Raw genomic sequence first — 23,342 nt, 5'->3', positions numbered from 1 at the left:
GGCACTATCGCAACGGGCAAGGAGCTTCGTGCGTCACGAACCCCGTCACCACCCGATCCGGGCAAGATCGGAAGAGCTCACTCTTGTTCTTACGGTCGAGAAGAAGGTCGACGTAACCGTAAAAAGGAGATCGGTATCGACGCTAAGCTCATCTCGGTCGGCATGGGGTGGGATGTAACCAAGAGCTATGCCGTGAGTAACCAGACTCGTTATGAGGTACCCAAGGGCAAGTTCGGTACGGTACAGGCGTACCCTCTCTACAACCTGTACGAGGGCTGGGTCTACGAGGGGGTCAGCGGTAAGATCCCCACCTACAAGCGCGCCTGGGCTTACAAGCCCATCGGCGTCTGCTTCAACCAGTGGCTGTCCTGAGCAGTAATTGAGCTGCGGTAATAATGAGGTGTGGCCCCGTGAAATACAAAACTATGGCTCCGGTTTGCGGGGCCACCCTCGCACTCTTACTTGTCGGGTGCAGCGAAAGTCCCACCGTTGAACGCCCGGCCCTCAGCGCCGAAGCGAAGTATTCTCCGCTTAGCACGTTAGAGGCGATTGGCGTCGCCGGCGATCCACTGAAAGATGTGGTTGATCTCCCTGGAGGAGGACCGCCCAGGGTCCTCGCCGAGGTGCATACCGGACCATCTCGCCTTGTGGCGTACACGAGCGGCGCATCGTGCGGTCTCCTGATCATCCCTGCCGCCGGTCTTAAGGCTGACAAGATTCACCTTAATTCGGAATGGCCGATTGGCGGTGAGGGGAGTGTCGACTACCCGGCCGGGCCATACAATTCAGCCTCCGCCTCTGGCACGTCGTCCACATGGGCGTCGTTGGCCTGTAGCCAAAACGCCATGGTGATTAAACAGCAACCCGGCGCCGTAGAGGACATGCCAAAAGATCGCGGCAACGTTTCGGTAACCCGCATCCCGGAGCGCCCGTCAGACTTGCTCATCATTGTTGGGGAGTCAAAGACACGCAAGGAAATCTTGGCCCGACTGAACTCTCGGTGAACAGGCCGAATGGGTGGCTCAGGGCTTCGGCGGGTAGGCGGGATCAGAGATGATGCGTCGGCAGGCACGGTCTTCCACTTGGATCACGGGGCGTAGAGAACTCCGTGATTTTGGAAGCCGTGCCTGTCGCGTTCAAGGAGCTCCGCTGAGCCGGCAGTTCGCCACGAACCGGGCGTCACGCGACTACGCCGAAGCCCTGGCAGCCAGGGGCCTTATGGCGATGAATGAAACCCAGCTGCGAAGTTGACTGATCCGCTGATTGACGAGTGATGGGGCGTCAGCGGAGGTCGGCGCCTGCGAGGAAGGCGGGATACTGCGGCCGAGTGGCTGTCGACGGCGCCGCGATCCGACGGGATCGTGGTGGCGGCCCGGATAGGGCCGCCAGCACACCGTCGGCAGCCGCTCTGCTCTGGAGCCGGAAGAGTTGGCCGTACCGGCACGAGATCCCGGTACCTGGCGTTAACCGGTCGACACGCGTGCGTGCCGTCCGCCAGCATCCGTCCTCATGACACGCACCGACATGCCCACGACGTGGGACGAGCGCGCACACCTGACCACGTTCCTCGACTACGTACGGGACACCGCGCTGCTGAAGTGTGACGGCGTCTCGGCGGAGGGGGCGCGGAAGGCGCCTTTGCCGGAGTCGCCGTTGATGACGGTGGCCGGGCTGATCAACCACCTCCGCTGGGTGGAGTACTTGTGGTTCGAGGTGGTGTTCCTCGGCCGGGAGGACGAGGGCCCGTGGACGGAGGAGGACCCGGACCGGGAGATGCGGATCGCGGTCGATATGCCGCTGGCGGAGGTCCTGGAGGAGTACCGGGCGCACAGCGAGCGCTACCGGCGGCTGGTGGCCGAGCACGAGCTCGACGCGGAGGCGAAGCGGCCCGTCCGGGACGGGCGGCATGTCAGCCTGCGCTGGATCCTGATGCACCTCATCGAGGAGACCGCCCGCCACAACGGGCATCTCGACGCCATCCGCGAGCTGGCCGACGGGACGACCGGAGTCTGAGGGCCGTACAACCACGAGATCGGTTCGTGGGTCTCCTCTGTGTCCGGACAGTCGGGTGGGGCAGGGGAGACATATGTATAGGCAGGGGCAGTCGGGGTGGGGCCGCGGCGGGCGGCTCACCGTCGTCGCGGCAACAGCGGCCGCGTTGCTGGCGGGCGGTGGGGTCGCCGGTGCCGCGCCCGCCGCGACGGCCGATTCGGCGACCTTCGTGCTGGAGACGCCCGACGTCCCCGTCGGCGGCACCGTGACGCACACCATGAAGGTGAACGCGCCGGTGAAGGGGCGGTTCGCGCTGCACATGGAGCCGGCGCAGGGCTTCCGCTGGTGGGACCTCGCGAGCGAGGCGTCCGGCCTCCACCGGGGCCCGCTCGACGGCGGCCCGGACGCCGTGTGCCGTGAGGAGACGTACCCGAACGGGGAGCAGTTGGCGGTCTGCGACCTGCCCGCGGGCGAGAGCACGGTGACGTACTCGGTGGGCGCCGCAGCGGACATGGAGGCATGGGGGATCGAGGCGAAGGCGTCCTTCCAGCCGGACGGCGGCACCGCGAAGACGACGGCGATGAGTGTCTTCCACCTGCTCAGCGACGACCCGGTGGAGATGTCCTACCGCGTCTTCGGCCGCGACACGACGGGCTCCGGCCGGCTCTACTCCCACGAGACGCTCCCGATGGAGGTCGAGCCGCTGCTGCCGTGGTGGCGCCAGGACCACGGCTCGGGCTGGGGCGTGTTCGACGCGCTGACCAAGCTGTCCCCGATCGGCAAGGACAACCGGGGCGGCGGCGTCGTCGCCCGCGAGCCCTCCGGTGTGCTCTGGTACTACCCGGCCTCGGGCCAGAAGTGGAGCTCCGCCGTCTTCAAGCCGCGTGAGCGCGTCGGGACCGGCTGGGGCATCTACAACTCCGTGCGCGGCACCGGCGACGTCACCGGTGACGGCCACGCCGACCTGATCGCCCGGGACAAGGCCGGTGTGCTGTGGTTCTACCGGGGCACGGGCGTCGAGTCGGCGCCGTTCGCGGCCCGTACCAGGGTCGGGTCCGGGTGGCAGGTGTACAACGCCATGACCGGCGGCATCGACTCCACCGGCGACGGCATCGCGGACCTGTTCGCCCGTGACACGTACGGCGCGCTGTGGCTGTACCAGGGCACGGGCGACGCGGCGCGGCCGTACGAGGCGCGCATCAAGGTCGGCACGTCCGGCTGGAACGCGTACACCGCGATCATCGCCCCCGGCGACGGCTCCCCGATCGGCAAGGGCGCGCTGCTGGTCAGGGACAGGAACGGCGTCCTGTACTGGTACGAAGGCACGGGCAACGCGACGGCGCCGCTGATGAACCGGAAGATCGCGGCGCGGGACTCGCGGCCGTACACGGCCTGGATGTGAGTGGATGGCCCGGGAGGTACCTTTCCTCCCGGGCCGCCGGACGGGTCCGTGACGGCCCCGGTACGTCGTCGGCCGATCACGCGCCCGAAAGCCACGCCCGCGGCGGGCAGGCCGTTCTGGCCGGGCTGGTACGTCGTCACCGTGCCGGGCGCACCGATGCGGCCGTTGTTGGCGTTGCCCCACGGCAGGTCGCCGAACTTGTCGCCGACCGGAGGGTAAGAGGTCCCTCCGGCCGCTGCGCGCCGACGCCCCCGGAGCGACCGGGTGACGCCTCCGGCCCCGGTGACGGGAGCCAGTCGCGTGCCGGGTCGTACTCCAGCCAGCGGCGTGACCGTGCCGTGCGCGTGAAGGCGTCGAGGAGGGGGCGCAGGCGGGGCGGCGGGGTGGCCGCGCCGGGCGGCCCGTGCCAGACGAGCGACCAGGCGTAGAGCGGCGTCGGCTCCAGCAGGGGGACGAAGCGCACGCCCGCCCGCGCGCGTGCCTCCGGGGCAGCGTCCGCCGGGAACAGGGTGACGGCCGACGGATCGTCGCGTACGGCGGCCAGGAAGGGCTCCAGGCCCAGGTTGGGGCCGCCGGTGCGGCGGGTGATGCCGAAGTGGTCGGCGAACCGGCTCAGGAAGTCCAGGCGGGCCGGGTCGGCCGGGTGGTGCAGGGTGCTGTCGCGCAGGTCGGACGGGCGCAGCGCGGGGGCGCCGGCGAGCGGGTGCGCGGCGCTCATGACGGCGTCGAGGGGTTCGAGGCGCACCACCTGGTGGGTGAGGCCGGCGGTGGTCGCTGCCGTGGGGACGCGGCCGAGGCCGGCGTCCGTCTCGCCGCGGTGCAGTGCCTGGGCGGCCGACGCGTGGTCGCGGCCGGTGGCCGGTTCGACGTCCAGGGCCGGGGTGTCGGCGACGACCTGGGCAAGGGTGCGCAGCGGGGCGTACAGGTGGCCCCAGACGTCGATACGGAGAGGCGTGCCGGTACCGCCGCGCGCGGCCGCGACGGCCTCCCCGCCCGCGTCGAGGACCCTGCGGGCCGGCGTCAGAAACCGGACGCCCGCCTCCGTGAGCCGTACCCCGTGGCCGTCGCCGCGCTCCAGGAGGCGGACCCCGACGTGGGCCTCCAGGCGCGTGACGCGTTTGGACAGCGCCTGCTGGCTGATGCCCAGTCGCCCGGCGGCGCGGCCGAAGTGGCGTGCGTCGGCCACGGCCGTGAAGGCCCGGACCTGAGCCAGGTCCAGGTCCAGGTCCAGGTCCAGGTCCAGGTCCGGGTCCAGGTCAAGGTCCGGGTCCCCGACCGGCTCCGGAGCCGGCTCCCGGTCGGCTTGTGCGTCGTTCCGCCGCTGCCGCATGCGGCTCACCTTAGGCGACAACCAGGGGTTGTCGGGCAGCCCGGAAAGGTTGTTGGACGTGCGGGCCGCGGACGGGTTCCGATGGGCTCATGTCCGTGTTTCTCGAACAGCCCGGCGTCCTCGCGCCCTTCGTCTCCGGCAACCGTTCCCGCGCCTTCGGCGCAGGACTCGATCCGTTCGCCTACGAGCGCGTCACGGCGCGGTTGTCGTCCCTGTACGAATGGCCCGCCGCGTTCCGGGCGGTCGCGGAGGAGTGGATGCGCGCGGGCGAGGCGTACAGCGCCGAGGGGCGTGCCGTCTCCGCGGGTGACGCGTTCCGCGCGGCCGCCCGCTGGTTCCACTTCGCCGCGCTCGTCCCGCACCCGGACCGGGGGCTGCTCGCACGGACCGAGGCGGAAGCGGACGCCGCGATGCGCCGCGCCCTCGATGTCCTCGACCCCGGGGCGGTACGCGTCGAAGGGGACTGCTTCGCGGGGTGGCTGCGCCGGCCGGCCGGGACGGCGGATCCCGTACCCGTGGCCCTGGTCGTGCCGGGGCTCGACTCCTCCAAGGAGGAGTTCCACGACGTGGCGGAGGCGCTGCTGGCGCGCGGTGTGGCCGTGTGCGCGATCGACGGGCCGGGCCAGGGCGTCATGGCGGCGGCCCTGCCGCCGCGGGCGGACTACCACCGCGTGGTCGCCGGTGTCCTGGACGCGCTGGGCGGCCACGACGGCGTCGACACGTCCCGCGCGGGCGTGGTCGGCCTGAGCCTCGGCGGCTACTACGCCGCCGTGTCGGCGGCCCATGAGCCGCGGGTCCGCGCGGCCGTCGCGGTCAGCGGCCCGTACCGGCTGGCCTGGGAGGAGCTGCCGTTGTTCGTGACGGACACGCTGACGCGGCGCTGCGGCGGCGCGGACCCGGCCCGGGACTTCGCCCGGCGGGTCGACCTCCGCGCCGCGGCCCCGTCGCTGACCGGCCCGCTGCTGGTCGTCGAGGGCGGCACGGACGACATCCCGGGTGTGGAGAGCGGCGCGTCGCTGGCCGAGGCCGCCCCGGGAGCCGAGCTCCTCACGGTCCCGCACGGCGACCACCTCCTCGGCAACGCCCGGCCGGACTGGCTCCCGCGGACGGCCGACTGGCTGACGGGTCACCTCGTGCGGCCGCACGCCCGGTCGCGTGCGGCGACCACCGTGGGCGCCCCGGCCGCGCGGGGTACGGCGGCGAGCGCGGGACCCGGCGCGGCCGCGGAACGTACGACGGGGAGCACAGGAGCCGCCCCGGCCGCGGGGGGCACCACAGCGAGCACCGGACGGCCCGTCCCGGCCGCGTAGCAGCAGCAGGCCCACTCCGTGGCGCACCTGCGCCGAGGACATCCGGAGCAGGCAGCGAGTTTCGGCGGCCCGTCGGCTGTCCGGGGCGGGCCGGGCGGGGCGGGGCGGCTCGGCGGCGGGGTCGGGGGCGGGGGAGGCCCGTGCGTACGTCCGGGGGTTTTGCGCCGCCGCGGCTATGGCGGCGGCACCGGGCGGGAAAGGTCGTACGGGCCGGTCAGCCGAGCGAAAGGGGCCGGGACGATGCCTTTCAAGGAGCCCCGCCAGGGCGGGCACGCCAGCCGGGGCGTGGAACTGAACCCGCTGTTCAGCCGGGAGCCGGTGCGGGTCCCGCGCTATGCGCTGCCGCCCTCGGAGATGGCCCCGGAGACGGCGTACCAGCTGGTGCACGACGAGCTGATGCTGGACGGCAACGCGCGGCTGAACCTCGCGACGTTCGTGAGCACGTGGGCGGAGCCGCAGGCGCTCCGGCTGATGGGCGAATGCGCCGACAAGAACATGATCGACAAGGATGAGTACCCGCAGACCGCGGAGCTGGAGACGCGGTGCGTGCGGATGCTGGCCGGTCTCTGGCACGCCGAGGACCCGGAGCGGGCGGTGGGCTGTTCCACGACCGGTTCCAGCGAGGCGTCGATGCTCGCCGGACTGGCGCTGAAGCGGCGCTGGCAGCGGCGGCGGCGGGCGGAGGGGCGGGACGCGTCGCGGCCGAACCTCGTCATGGGTGTCAACGTCCAGGTGTGCTGGGAGAAGTTCGCCAACTACTTCGAGGTCGAGCCGCGGTACGTGCCCATGGAGGGCGACCGGTACCACCTGAGCCCGGAGGCGGCGGTCGAGCTGTGCGACGAGAACACCATCGGGGTCGTCGCGGTGCTGGGATCGACGTTCGACGGCAGCTACGAGCCGGTCGCGGAGATCGCCGCGGCGCTGGATGCCCTGCAGGAGCGTACGGGGCTGGACGTGCCCGTCCATGTGGACGGGGCATCGGGCGCCATGATCGCGCCGTTCCTGGACCCGGACCTCCGGTGGGACTTCCGGCTGCCCCGCGTCGCCTCGATCAACACGTCGGGACACAAGTACGGGCTGGTGATGCCGGGCGTGGGCTGGGCGGTGTGGCGGGACGCGGAGGCACTGCCGGACGATCTGGTCTTCCACGTCTCCTACCTCGGCGGCGACATGCCGACGTTCGCCCTGAACTTCTCCCGCCCCGGGGCGCAGGTGGTCGCCCAGTACTACACCTTCGTACGGCTCGGTTTCGACGGGTTCCGGCGGGTCCAGCAGACGTGCCGGGACGTCGCCACACGGCTGTCGGGGCGGATCGCGGAGCTGGACCCGTTCGAGCTGCTCACCGACGGCGGCGAGGCGCCGGTGTTCGCGTTCCGCATCCGTGACGGTGTGGACGGCTTCACGGTGTACGACGTGTCGGCGGCGCTCCGCGAGCGCGGCTGGCTGGTGCCCGCGTACCCCTTTCCGCCGCACCGCGACGACCTGCATGTGCTGCGCGTCGTCGTCCGCAACGGCTTCAGCCACGACCTCGCCGATATGCTGCTGGACGACCTTCAGCGCGTACTCCCGCGGCTTTCCCGCCAGGACCGGCCGCACCGCACGGCCGCCGACGCGGGCGGGTTCACCCACGGGGCGGAGAGCCGCGATCCGCACACCCGGCGCCCCGCCGCCGCGGCGCCGGCCCCGGTCTCGCCCTGAGGAGGTCCGCTGATGTGCCGTCTCTTCGGAATGAGCACCGCCCCCTCCCGTACGCGCGCCACCTTCTGGCTGCTGGACGCGCCCGACAGCCTCGCCGAGCAGAGCCACCGCGACCCCGACGGCACGGGACTCGGGTTCTTCGGCGCGGACGGCACCCCGCACGTCGACAAGGCGCCGATCGCCGCGTACGACGACCGGGCGTTCGCGCGGGAGGCGAGGAGCGTGGAGTCGGAGACGTTCCTCGCGCACATCCGGTACGCGTCGACCGGTGGTCTGACGGGCGGGAACACCCACCCCTTCCGGCGCGGCGGGCGGCTGTTCGCCCACAACGGGGTCATCGGCGATCTGCCCCGGCTGGACGCGGAGCTCGGCGCGGAGCTGCTGGCCACGGTCACGGGCGACACGGACTCGGAGCGGTTCTTCGCGCTGATCGACCGGGAGACGGAGGCGGCCGACGGTGACATCGGGGCGGGCATCACCCGCGCCGCCCGCTGGGTCGCCGCCAACCTGCCCGTGTACGCGCTGAACCTGATCCTGATCACCCGCGACGAACTGTGGGCGCTGCGCTACCCCGACACACACGGCCTGTACGTGCTGCGCCGCGGCGCCGGCGGCCACCACGGGGTGCGGCATCTCGACCACAGCGGCACGGCGGGCCGTATGCGGGTCCACTCCTCCGACCTGGCGGCCGCGCCCGCGGTGGTGGTCGCCAGCGAGCGCATGGACGACCACCCCGGCTGGCAGCCCCTGCGCCCCGGCGAACTCCTCCACGTACGCGGCGACCTGGAGACCGTGAGCCGCGTCGCCCTCCCCGACGAGCCCGCACACCGGCTGACCCCGGCCGACCTCGGCGCCGAGGCGGCGGCGTCACAGCAGGCGGTCTGACGGGGCAGTCCCACGTCAGAGTGCCGCCACGAGCGCGCAGTCGCCGAAGTGGGAATCCCCAACCCCTCGACCAGGGAGCGGACTTCCGCGCCCCTGCCCACCGCGCCGCCGACGGAAGGCCGACCGGGTCGGCGTCCATCCGGCGTACGATCCCCGGACGCACGCCCTCCGACGTACGGAAGGAACCGCGCCCGCATGCGCATCGCGACCACGATCTTCCTCACCGACGAGACCATCACCCCCGTCCGCCTCGCGCGCGAGCTGGAGGGGCGCGGCTTCGCCGGGCTGTATCTGCCCGAGCACACCCACATCCCCGTCGAGAGAGCCACCGGCTACCCGGCGGGCGGTGAACTGCCCCGTGAGTACGGGCGGACCCTCGACCCGTTCGTCGCGCTGGCGCAGGCCGCCGCCGTGACCGAGCGGCTGGGCCTCGGCACCGGGATCACGCTCGTCGCCCAGCACGACCCCATCGACCTGGCCAAGCAGGCCGCCAGCCTCGACCACCTCTCCGGCGGCCGCCTCACCCTCGGTGTCGGGTTCGGCTGGAACAAGGAGGAGGCCGCCGACCACGGCGTCGTCTGGACGACCCGGCGCGCCCGGGTCCGCGACCACATGGCGCTCATGCGGGCCCTCTGGGCGGCCGAACCCACCGCGTACGAGGGCGAGTTCCGGTCGGTCTCGGCGTCACTCGCCCACCCGAAGCCCGTACGGGGCGGCGCGCCGCGCGTCCTCGTCGGCGGGGCGGCCGGGCCGGTCCTGTTCTCGGACATCGCCGGCTACGGGCACGGCTGGATGCCGATCGGGGGCAGCGGCCTCACCGAGCACATCCCCGCCCTCCGAGAGGTCTGGGAGCGGGCCGGCCGGGACCCCGGGGACCTCCTCGTCGTGCCGTACGCGGTGCGGCCAACGCCCGGCAAGCTCGACCACTACGCGAGCCTCGGCGTCCAGGAGGTCGTCCTGCAACTGCCGCCCGCCGACGAGGCCGAGGTGCTGCGGGTTCTGGACGACTACGCGCAGTACCTCTGAGCAGGGCTCGTATCCTCGGGTGATGACCTCCACCGGAAGCGGAGCCGGACGCCGCCCCACCGAGAACGCCATGCGCCGCGCCCTCAAGCGCGCCCGGGACGGTGTCGCCCTCGACGTCACCGAGGCCGCCGTCCTGCTCCAGGCGCGCGGCGCCGACCTCGACGAGCTGGCCGCTTCGGCTGCCCGGGTGCGTGACGCGGGCCTGGAGGCGGCCGGGCGGCCCGGTGTCATCACATACTCGAAGAGCGTCTTCGTCCCGCTCACCCGGCTGTGCCGGGACAAGTGCCACTACTGCACGTTCGCGACCGTGCCCGGCAAGCTGCGCCGCGCCGGGCACGGGATGTTCCTGTCTCCGGACGAGGTGCTCGACATCGCCCGCCGGGGCGCCGCGCTCGGCTGCAAGGAAGCCCTCATCACCCTCGGCGACAAGCCCGAGGACCGCTGGCCGGAGGCGCGGGAGTGGCTCGACGCGCACGGCTACGACGACACGATCGCGTACGTACGGGCCGTCTCCGTCCGCATCCTGGAGGAGACCGGGCTGCTGCCGCACCTCAACCCGGGCGTCATGACATGGACCGACTTTCAGCGGCTCAAGCCCGTCGCGCCCTCCATGGGCATGATGCTGGAGACCACCGCCGAGCGGCTCTGGTCCGAACCCGGCGGGCCCCACCACGGCTCCCCCGACAAGGAGCCGGCGGTCCGGCTGCGGGTCCTGGAGGACGCCGGCCGCTCCTCCGTGCCCTTCACCAGCGGGCTGCTCATCGGGATCGGGGAGACGTACGAGGAGCGCGCCGAGTCGCTGTTCGCGCTGCGCAGGGTGTCCCGCGCCTACCACGGCATCCAAGAGCTGATCATCCAGAACTTCCGCGCCAAGCCCGGCACGGCGATGCGGGGCATGCCCGACGCCGAGCTCGACGATCTGGTGGCGACGGTCGCCGTCGCCCGCCACATCCTCGGCCCGTCCGCCTGCCTCCAGGCCCCGCCGAACCTCGTCGACGACGAGTACGGGCGGCTCATCGGCGCCGGTGTCGACGACTGGGGCGGTGTGTCGCCGGTCACCATCGACCACGTCAATCCCGAGCGGCCCTGGCCGCGGATCGAGCTGCTCGCCGAGCGGTCCGCCGCTGCCGGGTTCGAGCTGCGCGAACGGCTCTGCGTGTACCCCGAGTTCGTGCTGCGCGGCGAGCCCTGGCTGGACCCGCGGCTGCTGCCGCACGTCACCGCGCTCGCCGACCCGGAGACCGGCCTCGCCCGGGCGGACGTCCTGCCGGAGGGGCTGCCCTGGCAGGAGCCCGACGAGGCGTTCACCGCGCGCGGCCGCACCGACCTGCACCGCACCATCGACACCGAAGGCCGCACCCACGACCGGCGCGACGACTTCGACGCCGTGTACGGCGACTGGGACGCGCTGCGCGAGGCGGCCGCGCCCGGGCTCGCACCGCAGCGCATCGACACCGACGTACGGCAGGCACTCGCCGTCGCCGCGGACGACCCGACCCGGCTCACCGACGAACAGGCGCTGGCGCTGCTGCACGCCGACGGGCCCGCCCTCGACGCGCTGTGCCGGACCGCCGACGACGTACGGAGGTCGGCCGTCGGCGACGATGTCACCTACATCGTCACGCGCAACATCAACTTCACCAACGTCTGCTACACCGGCTGCCGTTTCTGCGCCTTCGCCCAGCGCCGCACGGACGCCGACGCGTACACCCTCTCCCTCGGCCAGGTCGCCGACCGGGCCGCGCAGGCGTGGGACGTGGGCGCGGTCGAGGTGTGCATGCAGGGCGGCATCCACCCCGACCTGCCGGGCACGGCGTACTTCGACATCGCACGGGCGGTGAAGGAGCGCGTGCCGGGCATGCATGTGCACGCCTTCTCACCCATGGAGGTCGTCAACGGCGCCACACGCACCGGGATGTCGATCCGTGACTGGCTGGGCGCCGCCAAGGAGGCCGGGCTCGACTCCATCCCGGGCACGGCGGCGGAGATCCTCGACGACGAGGTGCGGTGGGTGCTGACGAAGGGCAAGCTGCCCGCCGCCACCTGGATCGAGGTCGTCTCGACCGCGCACGAGCTGGGCATCCGCTCGTCGTCGACGATGATGTACGGGCATGTCGACCAGCCCCGGCACTGGCTCGGCCATCTGCGGACCCTGGCCCGCGTCCAGCAGGAGACCGGCGGCTTCACGGAGTTCGTGACGCTGCCCTTCGTCCACACCAACGCGCCCGTCTACCTCGCGGGCATCGCCCGGCCGGGCCCGACGGTCCGGGACAACCGCGCTGTCACGGCCATGGCCCGGCTCCTCCTCCACCCGTACATCCCCAACATCCAGACCAGCTGGGTGAAGCTGGGCGCGGAGGGCGCGGCGGAGATGCTCCGCTCCGGGGCCAACGACCTGGGCGGCACGCTCATGGAGGAGACCATCTCCCGCATGGCCGGGTCGGGCTACGGCTCCTACAAGTCCGTGCGGGACCTCGTCGCCATCGCGGAGGCGGCGGGACGTCCGGCCCGGCCGCGTACGACCCTGTACGGGGAGGTGCCGGAGGAGCGGCGCGCGGCGGCCGAGGCGTCGGACGGGCATCTGCCGGCGCTGCTGCCCGTCCTGTCGGACTGAGGCACAGAACAGAGCGGGGCGGCCCGGGACCGAGGAGGCCCCGGCCGCCCCTCCTTCACGCGGCGGACTCCGCCGACTTCAGCAGATGCGTCAGGTTCTGCCGGGCCCGGTTCACCCGGGACCGTACGGTGCCGATCGGGCAGCCCGCGATGGAGGCGGCCTCCTCGTAGGAGAGGCCCCTCACCTGGGTGAGGATGAACGATTCACGGCGCGGCCGGTCGAGCGACTCGAGCAGGTCGAGCAGCGCCACGCCCTCGTCGAACCCGGGCAGTCCGGTCTGCTGGGTGCGCTCGGCCGCCGCCTGCCAGTCGGCGGTGTCGGCGAGGCGGGGGCGGGCGGCGTTCGACCGGTAGCGGTCGACGACCACCCGGCGGGCGATCGAAAGCAGCCAGGTGCGGGCGTGGCAGCGGGCCGCGAACCGGGGGAGGCTGCGCAGGGCCCGCAGATACGTCTCCTGGGTGAGGTCGTCCGCGCTGTGGGCGTCTCCGCAGGCGCGGGTGATGAACCGCCAGACGTGGATGTGGGTGGCCGCGATGAAGTCCTCCGTCGCGGTGGCGTCGCCGCGGGCGGCGGCAATGGCCCAGTCGGTGATCTGGGCGTCGTCGGGAACGGCGGTGCGATGGCGTACGCCACTGAGGTGGGTGGGCATGGAAACGTCCTTCGGTGCTGCGCGCGCCGCGGCCGCGCGGGAATGACGACCGGCGCGGCGGCGCACGTGCGAGGGGTGAGGGGTGGGAAGTGGTACGCGCCGGTCCCTCGCCGAAGGCCACGCCGCCTGGCGGCGGCGGTTCAGCAGGGGACCGGGCACCCTCGCGGCGGTCCACGCCTGGACATGGCGTGCCGCAGCAGCAGATCGCGCAGTCCGCGCGGGTGTACGTCGACGGCCGTACGGCGCGGGCGCGGAAGGAGCCGTGCCCGGGGGAGCCCTGCCAGGGCGAGCCGCAGCGGCACGAACAGGGCGCAGTGCAGCGACCGGGCGATCGCGAAGAACCCGGTCTCGCCGCGCCACATCCACAGGCCGCACACGACGGCGGCGAGGACGTGGGCGAAGAACATGAACCAGGAGCCGTGGCCGACGAGCTTCGTCACGAACGCCAGGGGCGACTCGGGCCCGCCGACTGCCGTGCCCACGGCGGGCGCGGCGGTGTGCGCCTGCCACACCGCCTCCGCCACGGGGTCGGTGGCGCCACCCATGCACAGGCTCGGCGGCGGGGCGGCGGCTGCCCGGTGGTCCGCGCCGCCGCCGTGGTGGGCTGCCGGCGCGAACGAGAAGATGCTGTGCAGGGCCAGTTGGGTGCCGACGGTCGTACCCGTGATCTGGAGCGCGCCCCGCTCCACGCCGGTCAGCCACCAGGCCGATCCGGTGGTGAGGGCCATGGCGCCGACCAGGTAGTCCATGGGGAGGGGGCGCCCGGCCGCGAGGGAGTGGCCCAGCGCGGCGGTCACCACGCACACGGCGGCGAAGACGACGGCGCGGACGATCCGCAGGGCGGGGCCAGCTCCCGCAGGTGTCACCAACGCACGTCACCCCGCCTCGGAGTACTGGGGCCGGTCATCCGCGTGGCTTCGAGAGTAGGCGGTGGGCGGTCCGGGCGGGCGCGTTTCCCCCACCCCGCCCCTCCCCGAACCCGGTAGCTCCGCCACGGAACCCCTTGGGCGGGGACAACAGGACGGTGCCTCGGACGACGGGTCGTAAGACGCGGCGGGGACGCGCGGCGGCCCGGTGCGTGGCCTGCGGGCGCCGCGCCCTCCGGGCCGGGTGGCGGATCGTGTGGTCGTGCCGCACGTGCCTATGTGACCGGCAGACGTGCGCACTGCCGGCACATTCGGGCCGACGCGGCCACCACGGCGTGCGACGCCGCGGCGAGCGCCCCGGCGGCCACCGCCAGCGGCCAGTTGGTGACGACGACGGACAGGATGACCAGCACGAGCGCGGCGATCGCCATCGCGATGCTCGCCGCCGTACCGGTCCAGGCCACGGCGAGTGGCAGCCGGTGCGGGGTGGGCAGCCAGCGGGCGAGGCGCCCGGTCGCGGCCAGCGTCGCGGCGGAGAGCACGGACGCGGTGGCGGCGACGCCGACCAGATGCACGGTCAGCAGCGAGGTCGTACGGGGCAGTTGCCAGGCGCTGTCGTGGCTGGCGGTCCAGATCAGCAGCCAGCAGGCGACCGCGAGCGGCACGGCGAACGCGGCGGCGCGGGCGGTGTGCCGGGCCTGGGCGATGGTCAGCTCGTGCTGGAAGGTGGGCGCGAGCCGGTCGGGTGCGCCGAAGTCGCGTACGGCTAACTCGGCGGCGCGCTCGTAGGGCACGCCGGCGCGGGTGTGGGCGGCCACCGCGTCGTCGAGGCCGTCCCGTATCTCCTCGACCATGCGGGACTTGGCGCGGGCCGGGCCCTGGAGGGAGTCGGACAGCGCCGCGACATAGGCGTCGATGGGGTCGATGGGGTCGACGGGGGCGATGGGCTCGTCGGGGCGGTCTCCTGCGGCATGTGCCGCAGCCGCCGTACGTGCGGCGGCGCCGATGTCCGCCTCGGCACTCATGTGGCCAGTCCCGTCGACGGGGTCCCTGGATTCAGGACCGAGCCGATCGCGGTCGTGAACTCCTGCCAGGCGTTGCGCTCCTGGGCGAGGCTGCGCCGGCCCGTCTCGGTCAGTTCGTAGCAGCGGCGCCGCCGTTCGCCGACCGAGTCCCAGTTGCTCTTGAGCAGTCCGAGCCGCTCCAGGCGCTGGAGTGCCGGATAGATGGTGCCCGTGCGCAGTTCGAGCGCGCCCCCGCTGCGCTCCTGCACGGCCGCGATGATCGCGTATCCGTGCAGGGGGCCCGGTTCGAGCACGGCCAGAAGGAGTCCGTCCAAGTGGCCGCGCACCGCGTCTGTCCTCATGACCAGGAATTCTACCCAACCCTGGTGTAGGCGTGCTATCTATTGGTAGCCAATCTATTGAGGATTCGCTCCGGTACCGCTTGGAGGCACCTACCGTGACCAAGCTCCTGCTGTCCGTGCATGTACTCGCCGCCATCCTGGCGGTCGGGTCGATCGCAGTGGCGGCCTCGCTCTTCCCGCGCTACGCGAAGCAGGCGGTGACCGACGAGGAGGAGGAGCGGGGGCGTGCCGCCGGGATCGCGTCGTTCCTGCACCGGGTCTGCCGCATCTACGCCGTGGCCGGTCTCGTCGTGCCGGTCTTCGGCATCGCCACCGGCGCCCAGCTGGGCGTTCTCGGCGACGCCTGGCTGATCGTCTCGATGATCCTGACCGCCGCCGCCGCGTTCATGCTGGCGATGGCGATCCTGCCGAACCAGGAACGGCTGCTGACGATGGCCCGGCAGGGCGGCGGTGCCGCCGTCGAGGGGCTGAACGCGACCGCGTCCCGGCTGGGCATGCTCACCGGGGTCTTCAATCTGCTGTGGTCGGTCGTCGTGGTTCTGATGATCGTCCGCCCCGGCTCCACGACGGGGGTGTGACGGAATGAGCCTGAAGGTGCTGCGGATCGCGGCCGCCGTCGAGGCCGCCTCCATCCTCATCCTGTTCGTCAACCTGTTCACCATCCACGCCAGGCCGATCACCTCGCTGGGCGGTCCGACGCACGGCACGGCCTATCTGCTCACCATCGTGGCGACGTTCTCCCTCACGGTCGGCGGAGCGTCCGCGGGTGCGCGCTGGCGCGCGTTCGTGCCGGGCATCGGCGGGATGCTCGTACTCCAGCGGCTCCGGGCGCGTCCCGAGGCGGTCAAGCCGCCCGCCGAGGACCCGGTGCGGGGGTGACCGGACACATGACCGAACGCGCCACACCGCAGTCCCGTCCGTCGTCCCGTCCGTCGTCCCGTCCTTCGTCCGGGCCGGCCGTCGAGGCCGTGGGTCTGGTGAAGACCTTCGGCGCCGACCGCGCCGTCGACGGCGTCGACCTGACCGTTCAACCGGGCACCGTGTACGGGGTGCTCGGCCCGAACGGCGCCGGCAAGACCACGAGCGTGAAGATGCTCGCGACCCTGTTACGCCCCGACGGCGGCGAGGCCCGGATCTTCGGCCACGACGTCGTACGGGAGGCCGACACCGTCCGCCGCCTGGTCAGCCTCACCGGCCAGTACGCCTCGCTGGACGAGGACCTGACCGGCCAGGAGAACCTGGTCCTGCTCGGCCGGCTCACCGGCCTGTCGAAGCGGGCGGCGCGGCACCGCGCCGGGCAGATGCTGGAGGCGTTCGCACTGGTCGACGCCGCCGGCCGGCAGGTCAAGAACTACTCGGGCGGAATGCGCCGCCGCCTCGACATCGCCGCGTCCATCCTGAACACCCCCGACCTGCTGTTCCTGGACGAGCCGACGACGGGCCTGGACCCGCGCAGCCGCAACCAGGTGTGGGACATCGTGCGGGCCGTCGTCGAGCAGGGCACCACCGTGCTGCTGACCACGCAGTACCTGGACGAGGCCGACCGGCTGGCCTCGCGGATCGCGGTCATCGACAAGGGCCGGGTCATCGCCGAGGGCACCAAGGGAGAGCTGAAGGCGTCCGTCGGCGCCGGCTCCGTACACCTGCGGCTGCGCGACGCCGCACAGCGGGCGCAGGCCGAACACGTCCTCGCCCTGCACCTGGGCGCCGAGGTGCAGCGGGACCCCGACCCGCTGGCGCTGACCGCCCGGATCGGCAACACCGACGGGGACGGCGGTGACGCCGGCGACCGGGGCGCCGCCGAGCGGGCATCGCGGGCACTGGCCGAACTGGCCCGCCGGGGCATCACCGTCGACAACTTCTCGCTCGGCCAGCCCAGCCTGGACGAGGTCTTCCTCGCTCTCACCGACCGCAGGGCGGAATCCGCGTCCGCGGGTGTCAAGGAGGAGACAGCGGCATGAGCGCCACCACGTCCGGCGACACCACCGCGCGTGAGGACGAACTCGCGCCCGTCTCCGCCGGGTCCCTCGCCGAACTGCTCGTCACCGAGGAGCGGCCGCCCCGGCCCGGCCCGCTCGCGGCCTCGCTCGCGTTCGGCTGGCGGGCCATGCTGAAGATCAAGCACGTTCCTGAGCAGCTGTTCGACGTGACCGTGCTCCCGGTCATGATGGTGCTGATGTTCACGCACCTCTTCGGCGGTGCGCTGGCCGGCTCGCCGCGCGAGTACATCCAGTACCTGTTGCCCGGCGTGATGGTGATGTCGGTCGTGATGACCACCATGTACACGGGCATCGCCATCAACAACGACATCGACAAGGGTGTCTTCGACCGGTTCCGTACGCTGCCGATCTGGCGGCCCGCGACGGTGGTCGGCTATCTCCTCGGCGACGTGCTTCGCTACTCGATCGCCTCGCTGGTGATGCTGACGGCCGGGCTGCTCATCGGCTTCCGCCCGAACGGAGGCGTACCCGGCGTCATCGCCGGCATTCTACTCCTCATCGTCTTTGCCTTCTCCTTCTCGTGGATCGGGACCATGTTCGGTCTGCTGGTCCGGGACGAGAAGACAGTGATGGGCGCCTCGATGACGGCGATCTTCCCGCTGAACTTCCTCAGCGACATCTTCGTCGACCCGTCCACCATGCCGGGCTGGCTGCGGCCGCTGGTCCACAACAACCCGATCACGCATGTCGCCTCGGCGGTACGGGGCCTCATGGACGGCCGGTGGCCGGGCGTCGACATCGCCTGGACGCTCGGCTGGTCGGCCGCTCTCGTCGTGGTGTTCGGCTCCCTCACCACACGTCTGTACAACCGCAAGTGAACCCCGCTGCGAACCGGCCTCGGTGGCCGGTTCGCGGCCCCGCCTGTCTTCGCCAACTTCCTCTGAAGCAAGGGTAGTTGAGCCATTCGGAGTCGACTCACCCCACGCTCCGTGAACTTCTTGCTTTGGCCTGGAGACGGTTGCTAACGTGCAGACGTAGCACCATCGATCATGGCGGGGGAACGCGGGGGATTCGATGAGTAGCGGTGACGGCGACGGCATACGGCCTTTATCGCCAACCCTGAGCGCGGCGGCCCGCGCGGACGTACCGGTGGACGCGCTCCTGCCGGCGGACTCTCCGCGCACCGGCGGCCTCGACCAGGAGTATGTGGAGACGCTCGTCGCGCTGGCCGAGGAGTTGCCGCCCATCGTCGTGCACCGCCCCACCGGGCGGGTCGTCGACGGAACACACCGGCTCGCCGCCGCCCGCGCGCGCGGCGACCGCACCATCGGCGCCTACCTCCTGGACGTACCGGAGCACAGCCTCTTCGCCGTCGCCGTCAGCCTCAACATCTCGCACGGCAAGCCGCTCACCCATGGCGACCGGCTCGCCGCGGCCGCCCGGATCCTGCGGGAGAACCCCGCGCTCTCGGACCGGTACGTGGCGTCCGTCACCGCCCTGTCGCCACGCACGGTCTCCCGCGTACGGCGTTCAACCGCCGAAGTTGCCCACTTGAACACCCGCGTCGGGCTGGACGGCAAGCGCCGCCCCGCGGGCACGGCCGCCGTCGCCGGCCGCCGGCAGCGGGCCGGCGAGCTGCTGCTGGAACGCCCCGACGCGAGCCTGCGCGAGATCGCCCGCGCCGCCGGGATCTCCCTCGGCACCGCCCACGACGTGAAGAAGCGCGTCCTCCTCGGCCGGGACCCCGTACCGCGGGGCCGTGGCGCCGCCGCCGCCCGCTCCGAGCACGCCGCGGAGCACCGCGTGCCCGCCCAGCGCCGTCCGTCCCGGTCCGACGGCGGCCCGTCACTCCGCGAATCGGCCGAGCTGTTGGAGCGGCTGCGCAAGGACCCGGCGCTACGGCTCTCCCAGTCCGGGCGCTTCCTGCTGCGCTGCTTCGCGGTCCACGACGTCGACAGCTCCGTGTGGACGCGGCTCGCCACCACGGTCCCCCCGCACTGCGCCGACAGCGTCAGCAGACTGGCCCGCGAATGCGCGGACATGTGGAGCCGGTTCGCCGACCGGGTGGACCGGGAGGCCGGGACGGCCCGGCAGCAGCGCTCCCACACCAGCGCCTGAGCGACCCGTCCTCCGGCCGTTTCGGCCACCGAGGCACTCCCCTTTACCGCGCTCCTTTACCGCGCTCCTTTACCGCGCTCCTTTGCCGGGCTCCTTTGCCGGGCTCCTTTGCCGGGCTCCTTTGCCGGGCTCCTTTGCCGTGGCTCCATTCCCCTGCCGCTTTCACAGGCTCTACGCGGTCTGTTCGGGGGACGGAATCAGGACATCGAACACCGCCTCCACCGACGGGCCCCGTGAGAGGATTCCCTTACGAGAGGCCGGTTCGGCGTGCGCAGACGCACTGCCGTGCGAAGACTGATCAGTCCGGCCCGCAAAGCTTCGTTCCTCTTCTCCTCACCGTCGATCGCCGGGAATTCGCCGCAAGGCCCAGCACGGGTTTCGTGCTCCCTTTCCCGGTACGACGGACGACTCGCAGAAGGTGGCAACCATGACCGTCACAGATACCGCCGGGCCGTCGAACTACCCCTTCGGCCCGGTTGTCCGGCTCGACCTGCATCCCCGCTATCTGGAGCTGTGCCGCACCGAGCCGGTCTCCCGGGTGACGATGCCGTACGGCGGCGAGGCATGGCTCATCACCGGCTACCACGAGATCAAGCAGTTCCTCGCCGACCCCCGGTTCAGCTCGCACGCCGCGACGGCCCCCGACACCGCGCGGGTCACGCCGCTGCCGCTGCGCCCCGGCAACCTGCTCAGCATGGACCCGCCGGACCACGGAAGGATCCGCAAGGTCGTCGCGCACGCGTTCCGGCCGCGTATCGTCTCGCAGCTCGCCGACCGTATGCGGGACCTCGTCACCAGCGAGCTCGACGCCATGGAGCAGGCCGGCCCGCCCGGCGACCTGGTGCGGCGGCTGGCCGTGCCGCTCCCGGTCCGCATGATCGTGGAGCTGTTCGGTGTCCCGTACGAGGAGCGCGCCGAGTTCCGCAGGTACTCCGACGTCTTCGTCGCCACCTCCGCGCACACCGAGGAGGAGATCGACGAGGCCCGGGACGGACTTGAGGACTTCCTCCGCAGGCTGATCGCCAAGCGCCGCGACAGCCTGTCCGACGACCTCATATCCGTGCTGATCGAGGCGCTCGACGCCGGGCAGTTGGAGGAGATGGAGGCCGTACGGACCGGCATCGGCGTCCTCATGGCCGGCCATGAGACCTCGCTCAGCATGATCTCCAACGTCTGCTTCCTGCTGCTCGCCCAGCGCGATCTGTACGAGGGGCTGTGCGAGGACCCGAAGCTTCTGGACCCCGCCATCGAGGAGATGCTGCGCATCATTCCGCTCCGCTCGGTGGGCAGCTTCCCGAGGCGCGCCTCCGAGGATGTCTTGATCGGTGGCGTACGCATCCGCGAGGGCGAGACCGTCATCTTCCAGCGGGCCGCCGGCGACCGCGACGAACGGGTCTTCGAGGACCCGGAAACCATCCGTTTCGACCGGGAACGCAATCCGCATCTCGGGTTCGGCCACGGAATGCACTTCTGCCTCGGCGCGAGCCTCGCCCGCGCCGAACTGAAGGTGGCGTTGGAGGGACTCATGGCCAGATTCCCCACCTTGCGGCTGGCCGGTCCCCCGGAGAGTGTTCCGTGGAAGCCGGGCCTCATCGCGCGGGCGCCGGAATCCCTGCTCGTCGAATGGTGAATTCCGCCTGCGCGCGGACGGACGAATCCTGAGAACCGATTGAGGGAGACAATGGCATCAGGTCACACCACATGCGCCATCGCCGGCGCGGGGCCGGCCGGGCTGATGCTCGGCATGCTGCTCGCCCGCGCCGGGGTCGACACCGTGGTCCTGGAGAAGCACGGCGACTTCCTGCGGGACTTCCGGGGCGACACGGTGCACGCCTCCACCCACCAGCTCATGGTCGAACTGGGCCTGGGGGACACCTTCCAGAAACTGGCGCACCAGCGCATCCACTGCCTCCAGGTCGTCACCGACGACGGGCCGCACACCCTGGCGGACTTCCGCCGGCTGCCCGGCCGGTTCCCCTACATCACCTTCCTGCCGCAGTGGGACTTCCTCCACTTCCTCCTGGAGGAGGCGAGCCGGTTCCCGAACTTCAGACTCGTGCGGAACGCCGAGGTCACCGGCGTCACCACGGCCGGAGGACGCGTCAACGGCCTCCGCTACAAGGACGCCGACGGCGAACAGCACGAACTCCGCGCCGAACTGACAGTGGGAGCCGACGGGCGGCGGTCCGTGGTGCGCGACAGCGCCGGCATGCGGCCCCAGGTCTTCGGCTCGGGCATGGACATCCTCTGGTTCAGGCTGACCAAGGAGGACAGCGACCCGGGCGGCATGGTCGGGCGGCTCTCCGACGGCCGGCTCTTCGTCCGTATCGAGCGGCTCGGCCACTGGCAGGGCGCCGTCGCCGTCAGCAAGGGCGGATACGAGGATCTGCGCGCCAAGGGCCTCGACCGGTTCCGGGAGAGCCTCGCCACGCTCACCCCGTTCCTCGCCGGACGGCTGGAGGACGACCTGCGTACGTGGGACGACGTCAAGGTCCTCGACGTGCAGATCGACCGGCTGCGGCAGTGGTGGCGGCCGGGCCTCCTCTGCCTCGGGGACGCCGCGCACACCATGTCGCCCATCATGGGCGTCGGCATCAACCTCGCCCTCCAGGACGCCGTCGCCGCCGCCAACGTCCTCGCCGAGCCGCTGCGGGACGGCACACTCCGCAACGAGCACCTGATGCGGCTGCAGAAGCGCCGTATGCCGCCGACGGCAGCCACGCAGCGCATCCAGCGGTTCCTGCAGACCAGGTTCCTCGAACCCTGGGTCCGCGGCGAGGGCAAGTCCACCACGCCCGTCGTGCTGCGGGTGATGAAGCGACTGCCGCCGCTCCAGGGCGGCCCGGCCCGGGCGATGGCCATCGGGCTGCGGCCGGAGCACCCGGTCGAGCTGCTCCGCTGACGCCCGCCGTTCCCACCGTTGCCGCTGTTGCCGCTGTTCCCGCTGTTCCGTTCCTTCCGCGCCGCCGTTCCCCGAATGGAGACCTCCAGTGCGTGTACTGATGACGATCACCCCGGGTACGGGACACACCTATCCCATGGTTCCGCTCTCCTGGGCCCTCCAGATGGCCGGCCACGAGGTCCTGGTCGCCTCCTGCGGCCCGGGTCTCGCCCTCGGCGAGGCGGGTGCCCGCACCGTGGACGTCGCGCCCGGCCTGTCGCTGGACCAGATGGTGGGCGAGCTGGCGCGGCACCACCCGGAGGTCGCCGCGAAGCTGCTCCAGGAGGCGTCCGGCGTCCCGTACCCGGAGGCGGTGGGCGGCGCCGTCGCCGCGGCGCTGCGGCTCCAGCCGGAGATGGTGGACGCGATGATCCGTACGGCCGAGCAGTGGCGGCCCGATGTCGTCGTGCACTCGCCGCTGCTGACGCCCGGCATCGTCGCGGCCGCCAAACTGGGTGTGCCCGCCGTCCAGCACGGCTTCGGGTTCGTCAACCCGTCCGCCGAGACGATGAGCGAGCTGCACGCCGACCTCTTCGAGCAGCACGGCGTCACCCTGCCCGAGGCGCGGGCCACCATCGACATCACCCCGCCGAGCGTCGTCCCGGCCGAGCCCGGCATGTGGTCGATGGGGTACGTGCCGTACAACGGCAGCGGTCCGCTGCCCGGGCCGCTGTACGAGCTGCTCAACAGCAGGCCCGAGGCGCCCCGTATCGCCGTCACGCTCGGCAGCGGGCCGATGCCGGGGGAGGCCGCGGTCATCCTGGAGCGGGTCCTGGCGACGGCGCCGAAGACGGACGCCGAGTTCGTGGTCGTCCTGCCGCGCGTCGACCTGGAGCCGTTCGGGCCCCTCCCGGAGAACGTACGGGCCTTCGACTGGGTCCCGTACAGCGCGCTGCTGGCGGGATGCTCGGCGGTCGTCCACCACGCCGGTCCCGGTACGGCGCTGGGCGCGATGGTGCACGGACTGCCGCAGGTGATGCCCGCCTTCAAGGGCCTCGGCCGGCCGGTCGTCGCCCAGGCGATCGCCGACCGGGGCCTGGGCCGCATCGCGCAGCCGGACGACATCGGCCCGGAGCTGCTGGAGTCCGTCCTGGCGGACATGTCGATCCGGGCGGCCGCGGCGGAGGTGCGCGCGGAGATCGGCGCCATGCCGACCCCGCACGACGTCGTCACCCGACTGGAAGACCTGACGGGGTCCTGAAGCC

General features: G+C 72.0%; 20 protein-coding genes and 1 pseudogene. 16 read left to right on the top strand and 5 right to left on the bottom strand.

The genetic code is table 11. The features are described 5' to 3' along the window. From FVS66_RS35595 to FVS66_RS32580, 3 genes and pseudogenes are all read left to right on the top strand, one after another. Positions 1-372: pseudogene (locus FVS66_RS35595) on the top strand (hypothetical protein); the annotation flags it as partial. Between the two features lie 1,137 nt (positions 373-1,509). Then, positions 1,510-2,013 (top strand): DinB family protein, encoded by a 504-nt coding sequence (locus FVS66_RS32585; RefSeq protein WP_149184863.1) that lies wholly within the window; start codon positions 1,510-1,512, stop codon positions 2,011-2,013. Positions 2,014-2,086: 73 nt separating this feature from the next. After that, positions 2,087-3,394, top strand: coding sequence for a VCBS repeat-containing protein (locus tag FVS66_RS32580; RefSeq protein ID WP_149184862.1), 1,308 nt, complete (start codon positions 2,087-2,089; stop codon positions 3,392-3,394). A 136-nt stretch (positions 3,395-3,530) separates the two neighbouring features. Here FVS66_RS32580 and FVS66_RS32575 read toward each other — a convergent pair whose 3' ends face one another. After that, complete coding sequence (locus tag FVS66_RS32575) at positions 3,531-4,724, bottom strand: LysR family transcriptional regulator (RefSeq protein ID WP_316248243.1); 1,194 nt, start codon at positions 4,722-4,724, stop codon at positions 3,531-3,533. 89 nt (positions 4,725-4,813) lie between these two features. On the opposite strand from FVS66_RS32575, the gene FVS66_RS32565 reads away from it, so the two are divergent. From FVS66_RS32565 to FVS66_RS32545, 5 genes are all read left to right on the top strand, one after another. After that, entirely contained in the window at positions 4,814-6,034 is a 1,221-nt protein-coding gene (locus tag FVS66_RS32565) for a S9 family peptidase (RefSeq protein WP_149184861.1), read from the top strand. Positions 6,035-6,274: 240 nt separating this feature from the next. After that, entirely contained in the window at positions 6,275-7,732 is a 1,458-nt protein-coding gene (locus FVS66_RS32560; RefSeq protein ID WP_149184860.1) for a glutamate decarboxylase, read from the top strand. 12 nt (positions 7,733-7,744) lie between these two features. Continuing rightward, positions 7,745-8,617, top strand: a complete 873-nt coding sequence (locus tag FVS66_RS32555; protein ID WP_149184859.1) for a class II glutamine amidotransferase — start codon at positions 7,745-7,747, stop codon at positions 8,615-8,617. A 195-nt stretch (positions 8,618-8,812) separates the two neighbouring features. Further along, positions 8,813-9,643: a TIGR03619 family F420-dependent LLM class oxidoreductase gene (locus tag FVS66_RS32550; RefSeq protein ID WP_149184858.1), complete on the top strand. Its 831-nt coding sequence runs from the start codon at positions 8,813-8,815 to the stop codon at positions 9,641-9,643. 19 nt (positions 9,644-9,662) lie between these two features. Beyond that, positions 9,663-12,257, top strand: a complete 2,595-nt coding sequence (locus FVS66_RS32545; protein WP_187645800.1) for a bifunctional FO biosynthesis protein CofGH — start codon at positions 9,663-9,665, stop codon at positions 12,255-12,257. Between the two features lie 55 nt (positions 12,258-12,312). Here FVS66_RS32545 and FVS66_RS32540 read toward each other — a convergent pair whose 3' ends face one another. The 4 genes from FVS66_RS32540 to FVS66_RS32525 all read right to left on the bottom strand — a co-directional run bounded on the left by FVS66_RS32540 (position 12,313) and on the right by FVS66_RS32525 (position 15,138). Next, positions 12,313-12,906 (bottom strand): sigma-70 family RNA polymerase sigma factor, encoded by a 594-nt coding sequence (locus tag FVS66_RS32540; protein WP_149184856.1) that lies wholly within the window; start codon positions 12,904-12,906, stop codon positions 12,313-12,315. A 140-nt stretch (positions 12,907-13,046) separates the two neighbouring features. Beyond that, the gene (locus FVS66_RS32535) at positions 13,047-13,772 is read right to left on the bottom strand and encodes a hypothetical protein (RefSeq protein WP_149184855.1); all 726 of its coding nucleotides are present in this window, start codon (positions 13,770-13,772) and stop codon (positions 13,047-13,049) included. A 275-nt stretch (positions 13,773-14,047) separates the two neighbouring features. Continuing rightward, positions 14,048-14,797, bottom strand: a complete 750-nt coding sequence (locus FVS66_RS32530; protein ID WP_222947007.1) for a permease prefix domain 1-containing protein — start codon at positions 14,795-14,797, stop codon at positions 14,048-14,050. Next, a complete protein-coding gene (locus FVS66_RS32525) occupies positions 14,794-15,138 on the bottom strand; it encodes a helix-turn-helix transcriptional regulator (protein ID WP_149184854.1) in 345 nt (114 codons plus the stop codon). The genes FVS66_RS32530 and FVS66_RS32525 overlap by 4 nt, the downstream gene beginning before the upstream one ends. Positions 15,139-15,233: 95 nt before the next feature. Between FVS66_RS32525 and FVS66_RS32520 the strand changes: the two genes are divergently transcribed. The 8 genes from FVS66_RS32520 to FVS66_RS32485 all read left to right on the top strand — a co-directional run bounded on the left by FVS66_RS32520 (position 15,234) and on the right by FVS66_RS32485 (position 23,338). Continuing rightward, positions 15,234-15,716: a DUF2269 family protein gene (locus FVS66_RS32520; RefSeq protein ID WP_149184853.1), complete on the top strand. Its 483-nt coding sequence runs from the start codon at positions 15,234-15,236 to the stop codon at positions 15,714-15,716. Positions 15,717-15,720: 4 nt separating this feature from the next. Next, positions 15,721-16,017 (top strand): DUF3817 domain-containing protein, encoded by a 297-nt coding sequence (locus FVS66_RS32515; protein ID WP_187645799.1) that lies wholly within the window; start codon positions 15,721-15,723, stop codon positions 16,015-16,017. Between the two features lie 8 nt (positions 16,018-16,025). Then, complete coding sequence (locus FVS66_RS32510; protein ID WP_149184852.1) at positions 16,026-17,099, top strand: ATP-binding cassette domain-containing protein; 1,074 nt, start codon at positions 16,026-16,028, stop codon at positions 17,097-17,099. Next, complete coding sequence (locus FVS66_RS32505) at positions 17,096-17,956, top strand: ABC transporter permease (protein ID WP_149184851.1); 861 nt, start codon at positions 17,096-17,098, stop codon at positions 17,954-17,956. The genes FVS66_RS32510 and FVS66_RS32505 overlap by 4 nt, the downstream gene beginning before the upstream one ends. A 196-nt stretch (positions 17,957-18,152) precedes the next feature. Then, the gene (locus FVS66_RS32500; RefSeq protein ID WP_149184850.1) at positions 18,153-19,196 is read left to right on the top strand and encodes a ParB N-terminal domain-containing protein; all 1,044 of its coding nucleotides are present in this window, start codon (positions 18,153-18,155) and stop codon (positions 19,194-19,196) included. Positions 19,197-19,623: 427 nt separating this feature from the next. Next, entirely contained in the window at positions 19,624-20,826 is a 1,203-nt protein-coding gene (locus FVS66_RS32495) for a cytochrome P450 (protein ID WP_149184849.1), read from the top strand. Positions 20,827-20,877: 51 nt separating this feature from the next. Further along, on the top strand, positions 20,878-22,098 hold the full coding sequence (locus FVS66_RS32490) for an FAD-dependent oxidoreductase (protein WP_149184848.1): 1,221 nt from the start codon (positions 20,878-20,880) through the stop codon (positions 22,096-22,098). 88 nt (positions 22,099-22,186) lie between these two features. Beyond that, the gene (locus FVS66_RS32485; RefSeq protein WP_149184847.1) at positions 22,187-23,338 is read left to right on the top strand and encodes a nucleotide disphospho-sugar-binding domain-containing protein; all 1,152 of its coding nucleotides are present in this window, start codon (positions 22,187-22,189) and stop codon (positions 23,336-23,338) included. Positions 23,339-23,342: the final 4 nt, after the last annotated feature.

It is taken from the genome of Streptomyces sp. TRM49041 (genome assembly GCF_008271805.1).
GTDB lineage: Bacteria > Actinomycetota > Actinomycetes > Streptomycetales > Streptomycetaceae > Streptomyces.
The sequence above is the reverse complement of the archived record's forward strand: the minus strand, read 5'-3'. Positions and strand labels throughout refer to the sequence as shown.